The organism is Arthrobacter sp. KBS0703 (assembly GCF_002008315.2).
Classification (GTDB): Bacteria; Actinomycetota; Actinomycetes; order Actinomycetales; family Micrococcaceae; genus Arthrobacter.
In genome coordinates, this window is the sequence record NZ_MVDG02000001.1 from 2,628,964 (window position 1) to 2,644,546 (window position 15,583).

General features: G+C 67.7%; 14 protein-coding genes and 1 pseudogene. 7 read left to right on the top strand and 8 right to left on the bottom strand.

Annotation, left to right across the window (positions count from 1 at the left end; all coding sequences use genetic code 11):
* Positions 1-124 precede the first annotated feature (124 nt).
* Positions 125-886, bottom strand: coding sequence for an isoprenyl transferase (locus B1A87_RS12290; RefSeq protein WP_144275802.1), 762 nt, complete (start codon positions 884-886; stop codon positions 125-127).
* Positions 887-1,140: 254 nt separating this feature from the next.
* On the opposite strand from B1A87_RS12290, the gene B1A87_RS12295 reads away from it, so the two are divergent.
* Positions 1,141-1,782, top strand: a complete 642-nt coding sequence (locus B1A87_RS12295; protein ID WP_078030207.1) for a hemolysin III family protein — start codon at positions 1,141-1,143, stop codon at positions 1,780-1,782.
* A gap of 1,737 nt (positions 1,783-3,519) precedes the next feature.
* On the opposite strand, the pseudogene B1A87_RS25025 reads toward B1A87_RS12295, so the two are convergent.
* From B1A87_RS25025 to mca, 3 genes and pseudogenes are all read right to left on the bottom strand, one after another.
* Positions 3,520-4,047 (bottom strand): annotated as a pseudogene (locus B1A87_RS25025) (DUF255 domain-containing protein); the annotation flags it as partial.
* Complete coding sequence (locus B1A87_RS12305; RefSeq protein ID WP_078030121.1) at positions 4,025-4,303, bottom strand: hypothetical protein; 279 nt, start codon at positions 4,301-4,303, stop codon at positions 4,025-4,027. The pseudogene B1A87_RS25025 and the gene B1A87_RS12305, both read right to left, overlap by 23 nt.
* Positions 4,304-4,398: 95 nt before the next feature.
* Complete coding sequence (gene mca, locus B1A87_RS12310) at positions 4,399-5,304, bottom strand: mycothiol conjugate amidase Mca (protein WP_078030122.1); 906 nt, start codon at positions 5,302-5,304, stop codon at positions 4,399-4,401.
* Between the two features lie 92 nt (positions 5,305-5,396).
* Here mca and B1A87_RS12315 point away from each other — a divergent pair, with 92 nt between their 5' ends.
* Both B1A87_RS12315 and greA read left to right on the top strand, forming a co-directional pair.
* The gene (locus tag B1A87_RS12315; RefSeq protein ID WP_078030123.1) at positions 5,397-5,879 is read left to right on the top strand and encodes a DUF4307 domain-containing protein; all 483 of its coding nucleotides are present in this window, start codon (positions 5,397-5,399) and stop codon (positions 5,877-5,879) included.
* A gap of 169 nt (positions 5,880-6,048) precedes the next feature.
* The gene (greA, locus tag B1A87_RS12320) at positions 6,049-6,543 is read left to right on the top strand and encodes a transcription elongation factor GreA (RefSeq protein WP_078030124.1); all 495 of its coding nucleotides are present in this window, start codon (positions 6,049-6,051) and stop codon (positions 6,541-6,543) included.
* Positions 6,544-6,634: 91 nt separating this feature from the next.
* Here the strand turns inward: greA and B1A87_RS12325 are convergent, their stop codons facing one another.
* From B1A87_RS12325 to B1A87_RS12340, 4 genes are all read right to left on the bottom strand, one after another.
* On the bottom strand, positions 6,635-7,243 hold the full coding sequence (locus B1A87_RS12325; protein WP_078030125.1) for a rhomboid family intramembrane serine protease: 609 nt from the start codon (positions 7,241-7,243) through the stop codon (positions 6,635-6,637).
* Positions 7,244-7,251: 8 nt separating this feature from the next.
* Positions 7,252-8,490 carry a threonine ammonia-lyase gene (ilvA, locus tag B1A87_RS12330; RefSeq protein ID WP_078030126.1) on the bottom strand — a complete coding sequence of 413 codons (1,239 nt, stop codon included), beginning with the start codon at positions 8,488-8,490 and terminating at the stop codon, positions 7,252-7,254.
* A 3-nt stretch (positions 8,491-8,493) separates the two neighbouring features.
* Positions 8,494-9,831 carry an AI-2E family transporter gene (locus B1A87_RS12335; RefSeq protein WP_078030127.1) on the bottom strand — a complete coding sequence of 446 codons (1,338 nt, stop codon included), beginning with the start codon at positions 9,829-9,831 and terminating at the stop codon, positions 8,494-8,496.
* A gap of 97 nt (positions 9,832-9,928) precedes the next feature.
* Positions 9,929-10,891 carry an aldose 1-epimerase family protein gene (locus B1A87_RS12340; protein ID WP_078030128.1) on the bottom strand — a complete coding sequence of 321 codons (963 nt, stop codon included), beginning with the start codon at positions 10,889-10,891 and terminating at the stop codon, positions 9,929-9,931.
* Positions 10,892-11,022: 131 nt separating this feature from the next.
* Here B1A87_RS12340 and B1A87_RS12345 point away from each other — a divergent pair, with 131 nt between their 5' ends.
* The 4 genes from B1A87_RS12345 to B1A87_RS12360 are packed head-to-tail and all read left to right on the top strand — an operon-like array spanning position 11,023 to position 15,514.
* Positions 11,023-11,916 (top strand): DeoR/GlpR family DNA-binding transcription regulator, encoded by an 894-nt coding sequence (locus B1A87_RS12345; protein ID WP_078030129.1) that lies wholly within the window; start codon positions 11,023-11,025, stop codon positions 11,914-11,916.
* The gene (galT, locus tag B1A87_RS12350) at positions 11,913-13,097 is read left to right on the top strand and encodes a galactose-1-phosphate uridylyltransferase (protein WP_078030130.1); all 1,185 of its coding nucleotides are present in this window, start codon (positions 11,913-11,915) and stop codon (positions 13,095-13,097) included. The genes B1A87_RS12345 and galT overlap by 4 nt, the downstream gene beginning before the upstream one ends.
* Positions 13,094-14,254, top strand: a complete 1,161-nt coding sequence (gene galK / locus B1A87_RS12355) for a galactokinase (RefSeq protein ID WP_078030131.1) — start codon at positions 13,094-13,096, stop codon at positions 14,252-14,254. The genes galT and galK overlap by 4 nt, the downstream gene beginning before the upstream one ends.
* A 21-nt stretch (positions 14,255-14,275) precedes the next feature.
* Positions 14,276-15,514 carry an acetyl-CoA C-acetyltransferase gene (locus B1A87_RS12360; RefSeq protein WP_078030132.1) on the top strand — a complete coding sequence of 413 codons (1,239 nt, stop codon included), beginning with the start codon at positions 14,276-14,278 and terminating at the stop codon, positions 15,512-15,514.
* Positions 15,515-15,583: the final 69 nt, after the last annotated feature.

Consider the following 15,583-nt stretch of genomic DNA (forward strand, 5'->3'; position numbering starts at 1 on the left):
CCTGTTGCCGTCATGTGAATTCGAGATTAACGGCGCGCCCTGCGGCGCCCCGCGGGCACGGCCGACCCCGCAGAGGAGGTTCCGGCGGGAGAAGTTCAGGCGGAAGTCAGGCCCCGGCGGGAGACTAGGTCCCGAACCGCCGCTGCCGGCCGGCGTAGTCGCGCAGCGCGCGGAGGAAATCGACCTTCCGGAACGCCGGCCAGAGCGCCTCGCAGAAGTAGAACTCGCTGTAGGCGCTCTGCCACATGAGGAACCCTGACAGGCGCTGCTCGCCGGAGGTCCTAATCACAAGGTCCGGGTCCGGCTGGCCCCGCGTGTACAGGAACCGGGAAATGTCGTCCACCGACAGGTTGTCGGCGAGCTCGCCGATATCCGCCTTGCGTGCCACGGCATCATGCAGCAGCTCGCGCACGGCGTCCACGATTTCGCGGCGGCCGCCGTAGCCGACTGCCACGTTGACGTGGAGCCTCTCGCGCACCGGCGTTCGGGCCGTCAACGAGGTGAGCCGCTCGGCCAGGTAGTCAGGCAGGAGTTCCGGCGCGCCCATGGCATGGACCGAGATGTCGGCGTCCTCGTCCAGGCGGTCCAGCGTGTTCGCGATGATCCCCATGAGCAGGTCCAGTTCTTCGCCCGAGCGGTTCATGTTGTCCGTGGACAGCATGTAGAGGGTGACCACCCTGACCCCGAGTTCCTGGCACCAGCCGAGGAATTCGTGGATCTTGTCCGCGCCGGCCTGGTGCCCCTGGCTGGTGGGCGCGTTGAACTGCCGGGCCCAGCGCCGGTTGCCGTCCACCATGACGCCGATGTGCCTGGGAATGCGTTCCGGTTCCAGCGAGCGGAGCAGCTTGCGTTCATAGAAGCCATAGAGGAACCCGGGCAATTCCATCCGGAGATTCACCTGACTTCCTGGCTCAATGACTTCAATGCAAATCCTAGGCTACCGCCCGGACGAAGCGGCCGCGTGCACACATCGGCCCCGCCGGCGCCGTTTCGGGGCGCTGCCACCGCCCGGCGAAATGTTACCAGCAAGTAACTTACTGGAGCGTAGGTTATTCTGGAGACATGAAGAGCAACGCCCCCGACGGAAGCTCCGGCGCCACGGAACCACAGCCGAGCGCCGTGGACGGCGCCGCGGTCCGCATTGCCGAACTGCTGATGATCAAGCCCAAGTGGCGGGGCTGGATCCACACGGTCACCGCGCCGCTGGCCCTCGCCGCGGGGATCATCCTGGTTGTTCTGGCACCCACGCCGGACCGCAAACTCACGTCCGCCATTTACGCCCTCACGGGCGTCCTGCTGTTCGGCATCAGCGCCGTCTACCACCGCGGCAACTGGTCCCCCGGCGTGAAGATCGTCCTCAAGCGCCTGGACCACACCAACATCATGCTCGTGATCGCCGGCAGCTACACCCCGCTGGCCTGGAGCCTTCTTGAGAGGCCCACCGCGGTGCTGCTGCTGTGGCTGATCTGGTCCGGCGCCATCCTGGGGGTGCTGTTCCGGCTCCTGTGGACCAATGCGCCCCGCTGCCTCTACGTCCCCATTTACATTGCCCTTGGCTGCGGTTCGCTCTTCTACCTGCCTGATTTCTTCGCCGCAAGCGTCCCTGCCGCCCTGCTCATCTGCATCGGCGGAGCGCTGTACATCGCCGGCGCCGTGTTCTATGCGCTCAAGAAACCGAACATCAGCTACGAGCACTTCGGCTTCCACGAACTGTTCCATGCCTTCACCGTGCTCGCCTTCGCAGCCCACTTCGTGGCGATTGTCATCGCGGTGCTGAGCTGATCCGTTCCAGCACGTCGGATACGGTTGCCACCGGCATGTCGCAGACCATGTCGCGGCACACATACACCAGCGGCGCCCCGTCGGCGCCGGCCGTCCTGCCCCGCAGCAACGGCACAGCCTCCGGCTGCCCAGGGGCATCTGCAGCCGGACGGCCGCCGGATACCGCCACCACCAGTCCGGGGCTCGGGGCCAGCAGCAACGCCCGGTGAAGCGAGTCCCTTTCGGCTGTCTCTTATACACATCTAGATGTGTATAAGAGACACGACGGCGGCCTCCACCGGGCCCGCCAGCGCCGCCTGCGCGGTGGCCAGCAGCCAGCCCGGCCACGCGGGGCGCGCGTGCTGCGAGCGGACGCACGAGCGACAGGATGTTTCCGGCCATGACCAGGTGTTCTGCGGACCCCGACAGGGCGGCATAGCCCAGCAAAACCCCGGCGAAGGCTGCAGCACCGCTGGGCGTTGCGTTATCAAAGGGGTCCAGTCCCGGCTGCCCGCCTTGGGCGTTGGAAACCTGTCCTGATTCCCCGGCGGAATCCGTGAGCCTGCCGCCGGCCACGAAGCGCCTGCAGGCTGCGGAAATCACCGCTTCGGACAGTCCGTACCAGCGGGCATCTCCCGTGACAGAGTAAAGCGCCAGGAATCCGTCCGCGCAGAACGCGTAGTCCTCGAGCAGGCCGCCGATCCCCCGGGCCACAGCGTCATGCGAAACGCGTATCAGTTCCCCGTCCGCGGGGTTCCCGGCCGATGCCCGCCAGTGGACCTGTTCCAGGTAGTCCGCGATGCGCACCGCTGCAGCTACGAGCTCCGGGCGGCCCAGGACCGCTCCGGCTTCGGCGAGTGCCGCCACGGCCAGGCCGTTCCATCCGGCCACCACTTTGTCGTCCCGGGCTGGCTGCGGACGGGTCGCCCTGGACGCCAGAAGCCGTGGCCGCGCGCGTGCCCAGGCCTCTGCTTCCTCTCCGGACAGCGCCCGGCCGGGATGTCTCTTATACACATCTAGATGTGTATAAGAGACAGCGGTTCCGGAGGCGCCGACATTCATCATCCCGGCGACGGCGGCAGCATCGGCGGCGCCGAGCACCTGCTCCAGGCCACCGGGTGTCCACAGGTAGCTGGCGCCTTCGTGGTGTTCCCCGTTCACCACCGAATCAGCATCCAGCGAGGACGCCAGGGCAACGCATCCGGCGTCTGCCGTGCGGCCGTTTGCGGACGGCAGCCCCAGCGACGCCAGCATCCAGTCGGCGGTGCGCCCGGCGACGTCGGCCGCCTCGGCCGCGGGGAAACCTGCGGTTCCGCCCAGCCGGATCCAGTGCACATAGACCCTGAGCAGCTGCGCGTTGTCGTAGAGCATTTTCTCGAAATGGGGAACGGACCAGTCCCGGGTCACGGAATATCGGGCGAACCCGCCGTCGAGCTGGTCGAAGAGCGCCGACCGGGCCATGGCCGCGAGGGTGCGGCCCGCCATGTCCCGAGCCTCCCCTGCTGTTTCCGAGGGGACTGCCGCGTGCCTGATCAGGAACTCCAGTACGGCCGACGGCGGGAACTTGGGGGCGTTGCCGAATCCGCCGTCGGAATCCTCCTCGGCGGCCAGCGAGCGGACGGCGGCGGGCAACACGCCGGCGTCGATCAGCTCGGGCGGCCCGGACAGGTCCACCGCGGCGGACAATTGGGCGTCGCCCATGTTGCGCGCGAGTGAGCGGGCGTTCTCCTCCACCGCGTCCCGGCGTTCGGTCCAGGCGTCGTGCACGGCCTCGAGCACCTGGCGGAACGACGGGCGGCCGGGCATTGGCCGGGGCGGAAAGTACGTTCCGGCGTGGAACGCAAGGCCATCGGGGGTCAGGAACACGGACATGGGCCAGCCGCCCTGGCCGCTGATCGCCTGCGTGGCGGTCATGTACACGGCGTCGACGTCAGGACGCTCCTCCCGGTCCACCTTGACCGCGACAAAGTGGCTGTTCAGGTATTCGGCGGTTGCGTCGTCCTCGAAGGATTCGTGGGCCATGACGTGGCACCAGTGGCAGGCGGCGTAGCCCACGGAGAGGAACACCGGGACATCCCGGGCGGCGGCGGCAGCAAAGGCCTGGTCGCCGAACGGCTGCCAGTGCACGGGGTTGTGGGCGTGCTGGCGCAGGTAGGCCGACGGTTCCCCGCCCAGCGCGTTGTGTCCCTGCCGCCGGGCTTCCACGGGCGGCCGGGATTCCCCGGGCTGGCCGGTTCCCCGGCCGTTGTCACCCGTGCCGGGGTCAGGTGTCTTGTCGGCCTGCATTGCCGTTGGCGGCGTCGTCGTGGGCGATGTCGGCGGCTTCGGCCGCTGCCATGCGATCTTCCTCCACCTGGGCGCGGTAACGCACGCGCCGGATGCGCCGCACCATGTCCACGATCAGCAGCGCCGTGAGCACCACGATGAACGCCGTCAGCAGGAATCCGAGGAGGCCGGGGGTCACCTGGTCCTCGGTGACGCCGGGGCGCAGCGACGGCGAGGGTGCCGGGGACGAAGCCAGGGCGATGAGCAAGTGGTGCACTGTTGGAACCTTCTCAGGAGCCGGGCGCGGGACGCCTGGCCTTGTTGGTTGTTACCCCGCACTTTTCTACACGGGATAGAAATGATCTCTTGTCTCTATCTTAGCCCCGCGAACAGGTCCTTCTCGGGGAGTTCGGCGGGCACCAGGGACCGGACGAGGGTGTAGTCCTCCCACGGCCACGCGCGCCGCTGCATATCGGCAGACACCGCGAAAAAGAACCCCAGCGGGTCCACCTGCGTGCGGTGGGCGCGAAGGGCGTCATCGCGTGCTTCGAAGTAGTCGCCGCAGTCCACCTGCGTCGTGGTCTCGTGGGCCGGCCGGGGCGGGGTGTGCCCCTCGGCATCCGTCTCGAGCCACGCTGCCAGGCGCTCGGCATAGGGCGATTGGAGGCCCGCCTCCTCGAGGGCGAAGTGCAGGGCGCGGAACCGGTCGGGGCTGAAGGCGCGGTCGTAGTACAGCTTGCTGGGCGCCCAGGCCTCCCCGGTGCCCGGATACCTCGCCGGATCCCCCGCCGCGTCGAAGGCTTCCACGGCCACACGGTGGGCCATGATGTGGTCCGGATGCGGGTAGCCGCCGTTTTCGTCGTAGCTGACAATCACGTGCGGCTTGAAGTCACGGACCAGCCGCACCAGGGGCGCGGCGGCGCGTTCCAGCGGCTGCAGGGCAAAGGACCCGGCGGGCAGCGGCGGAAGCGGATCGCCTTCAGGCAACCCGGAATCCACAAAGCCAAGCCAACGCTGCCGGACGCCCAGGATCCGGGCGGCCCGGTTCATTTCGAGCCTGCGGGCGCCGGCCATGTCCCGCTTCGGGTGCGGTTCGCCCTCCATCGCCGGATTCTGGATGTCGCCGCGGGAGCCGTCCGTGCAGGTCGCAACCATGACGTCCACTCCGTTGGCCGCGTACATGGCCATGGTCGCTGCGCCCTTGCTGGATTCATCGTCAGGGTGCGCATGGACGGCCAAAAGGCGAAGCGAAGGTGACTGGCTGGTGGACGCTGTCATCGGGGACTGCTCCTCTTTCTACGGTTGCCGGTTGCCGGCTGCGGTGTCTGTGGCCGGATAATTCCCCTGCGGATCACCACTAAACTGGAGTGGTGACTACCGAGGACAAGTCGGGCGCTCCCCAGCCTGCAGACATTAGCCTAGCCAATCGCTATGGCGGTCCAAAGCGCGGGCTGTCCGCAAAAGCCAAACGCTGGGCGGGAGTTGCCGCCCTGGCGGCCGGGATCGGTTTCCTGGCATGGGTGTCCACGTCCTCGGCGACGTCGTCCGTCACGTTCAAGGACATCGGCTACAGCACAGTTGATGCCACGAAGGCCGAGGTGGACTTCCAGGTCATTCGGGAACCCGGCACTGCGGTGAAGTGCGCTGTCAAGGCCCTCGATTCCAAGTTCGCCGTGGTCGGCTGGAAGGTGGTTGACATTCCGCCGGTGCAGCCGGACTCGCAGCAGGACCAGGGCGCCGACGGCGGCCGCACCGTGGCCCAGCGCGCCGTCCTGCGCACCGAATCGCAGGCCGTGTCCGGAGTCGTGGACAACTGCTGGATCCCGGACGCCGCGAAGGACGCGGCAAAGTAGGGAAGGTATGTGACCCACGCCGCTCGGTCGTTGGGTTTTGTCCACAGGATTGACTACAATGGATCAATACCTTTACCCCGCTGAGTTGGTTACTGAGTTCCACAAGTGGCCACCGTGGCGGGGTCTTTGCTTGTATGACTGCTTGTTTTGACCACTAGAGGAGAAGTCCGTGTCTACCACCAACAGCGCGCCTGCAGCTTGGCTTACCCAGGAAGCTTTTGACCGCCTGAAGGCAGAGCTGGACCACCTTTCCAGCGCCGGCCGGGCGGAAATCGTCCAGAAAATCGAAGCTGCGCGCCAAGAGGGAGACCTCAAGGAAAACGGCGGTTACCACGCGGCCAAGGAGGAACAGGGCAAGATCGAGGCCCGCATCCGCCAGCTCACCGCCCTGCTCCGTGACGCCCACGTCGGCGAGGCCCCCGCTGATGACGGAATCGTGGAGCCAGGCATGATCGTCGTTGCCCGGATCGCCGGCGACGAAGAAACCTTCCTGCTCGGCTCACGCGAAATCGCCGGGGACTCCGATCTCGACGTCTTCAGCGAGAAGTCCCCGCTTGGCGCCGCCATCGTGGGACACAAGGAGGGCGATAAGCTCAGCTACACCGCCCCCAACGGCAAGGAGATCACCGTGGAGATCCTGTCCGCCAAGCCGTACGCGGGTTAAGCATTTCTCCCGCCACTTGCGGCGGTACTGAATAACGCACGACGCCGGCCTCCCTTCCGCGGGGACGGCCGGCGTCGCCGTTTAACCCTTGTTAGCGGCGGGCAGCAACCCGCGCCTTCAGCACCAGGGCAGCGAGGACGCCTCCGACGGCGCCGCCGAGGTGCGCCTGCCAGGAAACGTAGCCTGCCACGCTGGGAATCAGCCCGAAGAGGATGCTGCCGTACGCCATGAATAGCACCACGGACAGCAGAATCTGCCACCAGTTGCGGTTGAAGAATCCGCGCACCAGCAGGAACGCGAACAGGCCGAAGACCAGGCCGGAGGCGCCCACCGTGACTCCCCCGGTGCCGATCAGCCAGACGGCGGCGCCGGAACCCAGCCAGCTGCAGGCCACCGCGGTGAGGAAGACGCGCAGCCCGGACATGAAGACCAGGAATCCGAAGATGATCAGGGGAAGCGCGTTGGAGAGGACATGGTTCAGGTTTGCGTGCAGCAGCGGGAACGTGAAAATGTCCAGGACGCCGTCGGCGCTGCGCGGCCTGAGGCCGAACACTCCGTTCAGGGCGTGCAGCGTCACCATGTTCACCAGCTCAATGGCGAACAGCAGCACCACGAAGGACCCGACCACCAGCAGCCCGCCCTTGGCCCGGGCCGCGGGGGTTTCCCGCGTTGCCGGAGCGTCTCCCGGGGTGTCCAGCATGCCGGCTCCTAGTGCACCACGATCGGCTGGAAGCCCTCGGCACGGAGGGCGCCCAGGACCTGTTCGCAGTGCTCGTGGCCCTTGGTTTCCAGGTTCACGGTGATGGAGACGTCTCCCATGCTGATGGAACCGCCCACCCGCGTGTGGTCAAGGCCGGTCACGTTGGCGTCGTTCTCGGCAATGATCCGGGCGATGGTGGCCAGCGAACCCGGGCGGTCATCGAGCATCATGCGAACGGTCATGTAGCGGCCGGCGGCGGACAGGCCGCGCTGAATGACCTTGAGCATCAGCATGGGGTCGATGTTGCCGCCGGACAGGACCACCGCCGTCGTTCCGGGGTTTTCGATCTTGCCGTCCATGAGCGCGGCGACGCCTACGGCACCGGCAGGCTCAACCACCATCTTGGCCCGCTCCAGCAGGAAGATGAGTGCCCTGGCGAGCGAATCCTCGCTGACCGTGACCACGTCATCGACAAGTTCGCGGATGATGCTGAACGGCAGCTGCCCGGGACGGCCGACGGCGATGCCGTCGGCCATGGTGGAAACCTTTTTCAGCGGCACGAGCGCGTCAGCGGCGAGCGACGGCGGGTACGCGGCGGCGTTTTCGGCCTGGACGCCGATGATCCGGATTTCCCGGCCCAGCTCCTTGGCCCTGGCCTTGATGGCGACGGCCACGCCGGCCAGCAGGCCGCCGCCGCCGACGCCCATGAGGACGGTGTCGACGTCGGGGATCTGTTCGAGGATTTCAAGGCCCACCGTTCCCTGGCCGGCCACGACGTCCACGTTGTCGAACGGGTGGACGAAGACGGCGCCGGTCTCGTCCGCGTAGCGCTGGGCCTCCGCGAGTGCCTCGTCCACGTTGTGACCGTGAAGAACAACCTCCGCGCCGTGGCTGCGGGTGGCGGCGAGCTTGGGGAGGGCCACGCCGAGCGGCATGTAGATCCGCGCCTTGATCCCCAGGCTCTTGGCCGCGACGGCCACTCCCTGGGCGTGGTTGCCGGCCGAGGCTGCCACCACTCCGCGCTTCTTGTCAGCCTCGGAAAGCCGCGCCATCCGGACATAGGCACCGCGCACCTTGAAGGAACCCGCGCGCTGGAGGTTCTCGCACTTGAAGAAGACGTCCCCGCCTACCATGCCGCCCAGGGCCCTGGACGATTCCACCGGTGTCCGGGTAATGATCCCGTCAAGCAGCTTCTGCGCCTCAAGGACATCGTCCAGCGTGACGGGAAGGCTTTCAGGGGTGTTCACGAACTATTCTCCTTTGGGGGATTCGACGTCGGAGCCCGGAGCGGCAGTGCTGCCCGGAGCCCCCGTTATACGATCGGCATCTTTAACGTGGCCGGGATGCGCACCCGGCAGCCGGACTTCCCTGAACGTGTTGTCCAGCCCGGCACCGGCAGAACCTGCAATGGCACTGCCATCCGCGGCAGCCGGCACAAGTTCATGTTCCCACGTTCTGCCGGCAATATAGCGAATCGCCGAGTTTGCTACGGCCAGGATGGGAACGGAGAACAGCGCGCCCGGGATTCCAGCGAGATAGGAGCCGGCGGCGACGGACAGGATCACGGCCACGGGATGCAGCGCGACGGCCTTGCCCATCACCAGCGGCTGGAGAATGTGGCTTTCGAGCTGCTGGACCAGCAGGACGATCCCGAGCATGATCAGCGCGTTCACGGGGCCGTTGGAGACCAGTGCCAGCAGCACCGCGATGGCGCCCGTCACGAGCGCACCGACCACCGGAATGAACGAGCCGATGAAGACGAGCACACCCAGGGGCAGTGCCAGGGGGACGCCGAGGATGGCCGCGCCCACTCCGATGCCCAAGGCATCGACGAAGGCCACGAACATCTGGATCCGGGCGTAGCTGACCATCGACGCCCATCCGCGCCGGCCGGCTCCGTCGGCGGGGATCCGCGCCCGCCTGGGCAGGAGGCGGACCAGGAAGAGCCAGATGCGGTCGCCTTCAAGGAGGAAGAAGATCAGGATGAAGAGCGCCAGCACCAGTCCGGCCGCAAAGTGTCCGGCGGTGCTGCCGAAGGAGAGCGCGCCGCTCAGGATGCTGCTGCTGTTGTTCTGCAGCGCAGCCGTCGCTTCCTCGATGTATTTGTCGATCTGTGCGGCGGTGAGGTGCAGCGGCCCCTCCGCGAGCCAGTCCTGGACTTGCTGGACGCCGGTCAGCGCTTCAGTCCACAGTTCCTGGAAGCCCAGCGCCAGCTGCCGCCCGACGAGTGCCAGCGATCCGGCGATCAGTCCGACGAAGCCCAGGACCGTCGCAGCGACGGCCAGGCCGTTCGGAAGGCGCCGCTTCCGCAGCCACTTTGTTACCGGGCTGAGCAGGCCGGCCAGCAGGGCTGCCACCATGACAGGAATAATGAGGAAGGTGACTTTGGCGAGCAGCCATATGAGGGCAGCGCTGATCAGCAGGATCAGTCCAAGGCGCCACGCCCAGGCGGCCGCGATGCGGACGCCGTAGGGAATGTCCTCCTCCAGGTCCCGGTCTGATCTGGCCGGCTGCACCGGTCCGGCGGGCGGCGGCACTCTCGTTGCGCTGGGGAATTCTTCGGGTGTGGCGTCCTTGGCTGGCGTCATAGCCCAATAATTCCCTAGCCTTGCGGCAATGGGAAACGGGGCGTCGCGGAATACCGGGCCCAGGTTGCCCGCACGGCGCCCGCCGGATCAGAAAACGCTAGGCGGCGGCATCCAGGGCGGCGCCGATTCCCCACGTCATGGTGAAGGATTCGCCGGGCGCCAGCCACCGCAGGCTGTCGCCCGAGTTGAAGGCGTTTGCCGGACCGGTCATCGGTTCGATGGCCACGGCCTTCGTGCGGCCCGGGAATTCCCGGGTCACAAACACGTGGACGAACCGGCATGTTTCGTCCTGCCAGAGGCTGACGCTCCGGCCGTCCGCCGCCGACAGCGTGTGGCGGGCGATCCCGCCGTCGAACTGCAGATCAGTCAGGGCGACGTCGACGTCGAGGTCCCCCACGTTCCGCCCGTCCCGCAGGTCGCTGTCGGCGCTGACGGGTTCGGAGCTGCGCGGTATGAGCCTGCCGTCGGCCACCAGCCGCGTCGCGCCGCTGACCGTCAGGGTGAGCTCTTCGCTGGGAGTTTCGCCGAGGCGGAGATACGGATGGGCGCCCAGCACGAAGGGTGCGTCGGCCCGGGAATCGTTGATCAGCGTCTGCCGCACCACGAGCCCCAGGTCATCGGCAAGCGAATACTCCACGCGGTGGCGTAGCAGGAACGGATATCCGTGCTGCGGGAACACCGGAGCCTCAAGGGTCACGGAGAATTCGGATTCCGTGACCAGCGCGTACGACGCATTGCGCAGGAGCCCGTGGCTTGCGTTGTTCCGCGAGACCTCCGTGATGTCCAGCTGCTGCTTCTTGCCGTTAAGGTGCCAGACGCCGTCCTCAACCCTGTTGGCCCATGGCGCCAGCGTGATTCCGGTGGCTCCGGGCGGGATGTCCGAATCGCCGTACGTCTCGGTCAGCTGGATGCCGGCGCGACTGTACCAACGGAGGCCCGCGGCGAGCTCGGTGACGACTGCGAGCGCGTCGCCGCGCCTCAGTTCGTACTGCCGGCCTGAGGCGTAGCGCCTGGGTTCCGAGTGGTTTTCGCTGGGATCAGGAGCGGCGGCGGGAGTCATGGAACCTACCGTACAACGCTCCCGGGCCGTGCGGCCGGCAGGCCGGCTTGTTATCTTTTGTTAGAAAGTATTTGTTTTTGATCGTTTTGTGCCACAATGGTGATACGCCCCACAGACAGGAAGGAGGAGCCTTGCTCGCAACCCAGCGGCGGCACCTGATCCTCCAGGAACTCCAATCCAGCGGCACCGTCCGCGTGGCGGACCTGGCGGGCGTGCTCGGAGTCTCCGAAATGACTGTGCGCCGGGACATCGACACCCTCGATGCGGAGGGCCAGCTGCTTCGCGTCCACGGCGGCGCTACCCGGACCGGCACCTTCAGCGCCATCGAACCCGGGTTTGTCAGCAAGTCGGCACAGGAGACCGAGGCAAAGCAGGCCATCGCCGCGGAGGCGCTGAGCCTGCTGCGGCCGGACATGACCCTGCTTATTTCCGGCGGCACCACCACGTACGAGTTTGCCCGCCTCCTCCCCCGCGATCTCGGGCTGACGGTGGCCACGAACTCCATCATGGTGGCCAACGCCCTTGTCCCCGGGACCGTGGGCCCGGCAACCGCGGCCACAGCCGCGCGCGGCGGCATCCGGACTCTGGTGCTGGGCGGGCAGCGCACTCCGTCCGAGGCTCTCGTGGGACCGGTCACCATGCACGCCATGGAAAACCTTCATGCGGACCTCTGCTTCATGGGAGTCCACGGCATTGACCCTGAAGCCGGCATTACCTCACCGAACCTTCTGGAAGCAGAGGCCAACGCAGCCATGATTGGCGCTTCGGGTGCGCTGGTGGTGCTCGCCGATGCGTCAAAGTACGGCGTTGTGGGCCTGGCGGGAATCGCGCCGCTCGCGTCCATCGGCACCCTGATTACCGATTCCGGCATCGCCACCCGCGGCGCCCGGCATGAGGCCGCCGACGTACTAAGACAGGCTGTCGGTGATCTGCGCATAGCGGCAGCCCCCTCGGCACAACTCCGTTCCCCCCTCCCTTCCAGCCGGACGCCGCAGGTTTCCGCGTACAAAGGACACGACGCATGACCCACATCACCAGCACCCAGCTAGCAGACGGCCGCGAACTGCTCTATTTCGACGACGCCGGCTCCGCCCGGCCGCGGTCCGTGGAAACCACCAGGGACCACCGGGACCTGCCGCCCAGGGGCGAGCCCGGCGAAGTCCGGTTCGACGCCCTCACGGGCGAATGGGTTGCCGTGGCAGCGCACCGCCAGACCCGCACACACCTGCCGCCGGCGGACCAGTGCCCGATCTGCCCCACCACGGACGCCAATCCCTCGGAGATCCCGGCGCCGGACTACGACGTCGCGGTGTTTGAGAACCGCTTCCCATCCCTTGGTCCGGCAGTGGGTCCTGTCCCGGACAATCCGGGCTGGGGAACCACGGGACCCGCCTTCGGCCGGTGCGAAGTGGTGACGTTTACGCCCGAGCACACCGGTTCGTTCAGTGGCCTCAGTGAAACCCGCGCCCGCACGGTGGTGGAGGCCTGGGCGCACCGCACCGCTGCCCTCAGCGCACTGCCGAGCATCAAGCAGGTCTTCCCGTTCGAGAACCGCGGAGCCGACATCGGTGTCACGCTGCACCACCCGCACGGCCAGATCTACGCCTACCCATACGTCACGCCCCGCGCCGCCGTGATGGGCGCGGCCGCCCGCAGGTTCTATGACGACGCCGGCGGCCGGCAGACGCTGACCGGTTCACTGCTGCGCGCCGAGCGCGAGGACGGCAGCCGCATGATCATGGAAAGCTCGAACTTCAGCGCCTACGTGCCGTTCGCTGCCCGCTGGCCGCTGGAAATCCATCTGGTGCCCCACCGCCAGGTCCCCGATCTGGCCGCCCTGAGCGGGGACGAGAAAGACGAGCTGGCGCACGTGTACCTCGACCTCCTCAAGCGCCTGGACGCCCTCTACCCGACGCCGACCCCGTACATCTCCGCGTGGCACCAGGCCCCGGTGGACGAACTGCTCCGACCGGCGGGCTACCTGCACCTGCAGCTCACTTCCCCCCGCCGCGCCGCCGACAAGCTGAAGTACCTGGCGGGATCGGAAGCTGCCATGGGGGCCTTTATCAACGACACCACCCCCGAGCTGGTCGCGGAACGCCTGCGTGCCGTCACCGTTCCCGCTTCCCCGGGAACTGTTACCGCCTCACCGGCCGAAGCACTGGCCCCGACCGCCCCCGGCCTCACCGAAGGAGCCCACGCATGACCCCCGCCGTCAGCACCACCGACCTCGCGGAACAGTTCCAGACCGCCTTCGGCCGCCTCCCGGACGGTGTCTGGCAGGCTCCCGGGCGGGTCAACCTGATCGGCGAACACACCGACTATAACGAGGGCTTCGTGCTCCCGTTCGCCATCGACAAGACGGCGCGCGTCGCCGTCGGCGTGCGTCCCGACTCAACCGTCCGGCTTCTGTCCACCTACGGGGACCAGGGCCTGACGACAGCGAACACCGCCTCGCTGGATGGCCGGGCGGCCAAGGGATGGACCAAGTACCCGCTCGGCGTCATCTGGTCCCTGCAGCAACGCGGCATCGACGTTCCGGGACTGGACCTTTTGCTGGACTCGGACGTCCCGCTGGGTGCCGGGCTCTCCTCGTCGCACGCCATCGAATGCGCCGTCATCTCCGCGCTGAACGACCTCACCGGCGCCGGACTGGGTGCCGAGCAGATGGTCCTCGCAACCCAGCGGGCCGAGAACGACTTCGTGGGCGCCCCCACGGGCATCATGGACCAGTCCGCGTCGCTGCGCGGGTCCAAGGGCCATGCGGTGTTCCTGGACTGCCGAGACCAAAGCGTGCAGCTGGTGCCGTTCGAGGCGGAGAACGCGGGACTGGTCATGCTCGTGATCGACACCAAGGTGTCCCACTCCCATGCCGACGGCGGTTACGCCTCACGCCGCGCGTCGTGCGAGCTCGGCGCCGAGGTGCTGGGCGTCAGGGCGCTGCGGGACGTCGGACCGGAGGACCTGGAGGAGGCCAGCGGACTTCTGGACGAAGTCACATTCCGCAGGGTCCGGCACATCGTCACGGAAAATGAGCGCGTGCTGCAGACTGTGGAGCTCCTTGGCCGGCAGGGTCCCGCAGCGATAGGCGGGCTCCTGGACGCCAGCCATGCCTCGATGCGGGACGACTTTGAAATCTCGTGCGCGGAACTGGACCTTGCGGTCGACACGTCCCGGGCGAACGGCGCCATCGGGGCCCGGATGACCGGCGGCGGGTTCGGCGGGGCGGCCATCGCGCTCACGCCGGTGGCGGCGGAGCAGCAGGTGCGCGCCGCCGTCGAACAGGCCTTTGCCAAGGCGGGCTACACCGCCCCTGACATCTTCACCGTCACCCCGGCGGCCGGGGCGATGCGGCTCGCCTAGCACCGGGCGTAGGCTGGGCGCATGCCGGAAGCAGTCATTGTTTCAACCGCCAGGAGCCCGATCGGACGCGCCTTCAAGGGGTCCCTGAAGGACGAGCGGCCGGACGACCTCGCCGCGGCCATGGTGAGTGCGGCGCTGGCCAAGCTGCCGGCGTTCGACCCCACCGGGGACAGCACGCCCGGGCTCGACGACCTGTACCTCGGGTGCGCCGAGCCCAGCGGGGAAGCCGGTTCCAACATGGCCCGCGTGGTCACCATCCTGGCCGGCCTGGACCATGTGCCTGCCGCCACCATCAACAGGTTCTGCGCCTCGAGCCTGCAGACCGTCCGCATGGCTTTCCACGCCATCCGGGCCGGCGAGGGGCAGGCCTTCGTGGCTGCCGGCGTCGAAGCGGTGTCGCGGTACCAAAGCTGGGCCGGGGCAGGCGAAACCGACGCCGGCAACCACAACCCGCTCTTCGAACCCGCACGCCAGCGCACCACCGCACGGGCCGCCTCCAACACGCCCTGGACGGACCCGAGGCTGGGCGGCCGGATGCCGGACATCTACATCGCCATGGGGCAGACGGCCGAGAATGTGGCCACGTCCTACGGCATCAGCCGCGCCGATCAGGACGCCTGGGCCGTGCTGAGCCAGAACCGCGCGGAGGCTGCCATCGCCTCGGGCTTCTACGCCCGGGAAATCACGCCCTACCGGCGGCGCGACGGCATCGTGGTGGACCGGGACGACTCGCCGCGCGCGGGGGTCACGCTCGAAGGCGTCAGCGCTTTGGAGCCCGTCTTCCGGCGCGGGGGTACCGTGACGGCCGGAAACGCCTGCCCCCTCAACGACGGCGCGGCCGCCGTCGTCATCATGAGCGATTCGCGGGCCAGGGAACGCGGCTTGGAGCCGCTTGCGCGCATCGTCTCCACCGGCGTCAGCGCGCTCTCACCCGAGCTGATGGGGATGGGTCCCGTGGAATCCACGCGCCGGGCACTGGCCTCCGCCGGGCTGACCATCGGCGACATCGACCTAGTGGAGCTCAACGAGGCCTTCGCGGTCCAGGTTGTGGCCAGTGCCCGCGAACTCGGGATCGACTCCGCGAAGCTCAACATCCACGGCGGCGCCATCGCACTGGGCCACCCCTTCGGCATGACCGGCGCCCGCATGACCGCCACGCTGCTCAACGGCCTTCGCGAGACGGACGGAACGCTCGGCCTGGCCACGCTGTGCGTGGGCGGCGGACAGGGCATGGCCGTCGTTCTGGAACGCCTCAGCTGATCCGGCCCGCCGCCTCCCCGCCTAGCCGGGTGAGGGACCTGCAAAAAGAGGGCCCCGCCGGTGAACTGG

Bases quoted from the DNA above. Each gene is read 5' to 3' on its own strand.
- B1A87_RS12360 (WP_078030132.1), top strand. From the start codon at position 14,276: ATGCCGGAAGCAGTCATTGTTTCAACCGCCAGGAGCCCGATCGGACGC.
- B1A87_RS12335 (WP_078030127.1), bottom strand. From the start codon at position 9,831: ATGACGCCAGCCAAGGACGCCACACCCGAAGAATTCCCCAGCGCAACG.
- B1A87_RS12325 (WP_078030125.1), bottom strand. From the start codon at position 7,243: ATGCTGGACACCCCGGGAGACGCTCCGGCAACGCGGGAAACCCCCGCG.
- B1A87_RS12290 (WP_144275802.1), bottom strand. From the start codon at position 886: ATGGAATTGCCCGGGTTCCTCTATGGCTTCTATGAACGCAAGCTGCTC.
- B1A87_RS12340 (WP_078030128.1), bottom strand. From the start codon at position 10,891: ATGACTCCCGCCGCCGCTCCTGATCCCAGCGAAAACCACTCGGAACCC.
- galT (WP_078030130.1), top strand. From the start codon at position 11,913: ATGACCCACATCACCAGCACCCAGCTAGCAGACGGCCGCGAACTGCTC.
- galK (WP_078030131.1), top strand. From the start codon at position 13,094: ATGACCCCCGCCGTCAGCACCACCGACCTCGCGGAACAGTTCCAGACC.
- mca (WP_078030122.1), bottom strand. From the start codon at position 5,304: ATGACAGCGTCCACCAGCCAGTCACCTTCGCTTCGCCTTTTGGCCGTC.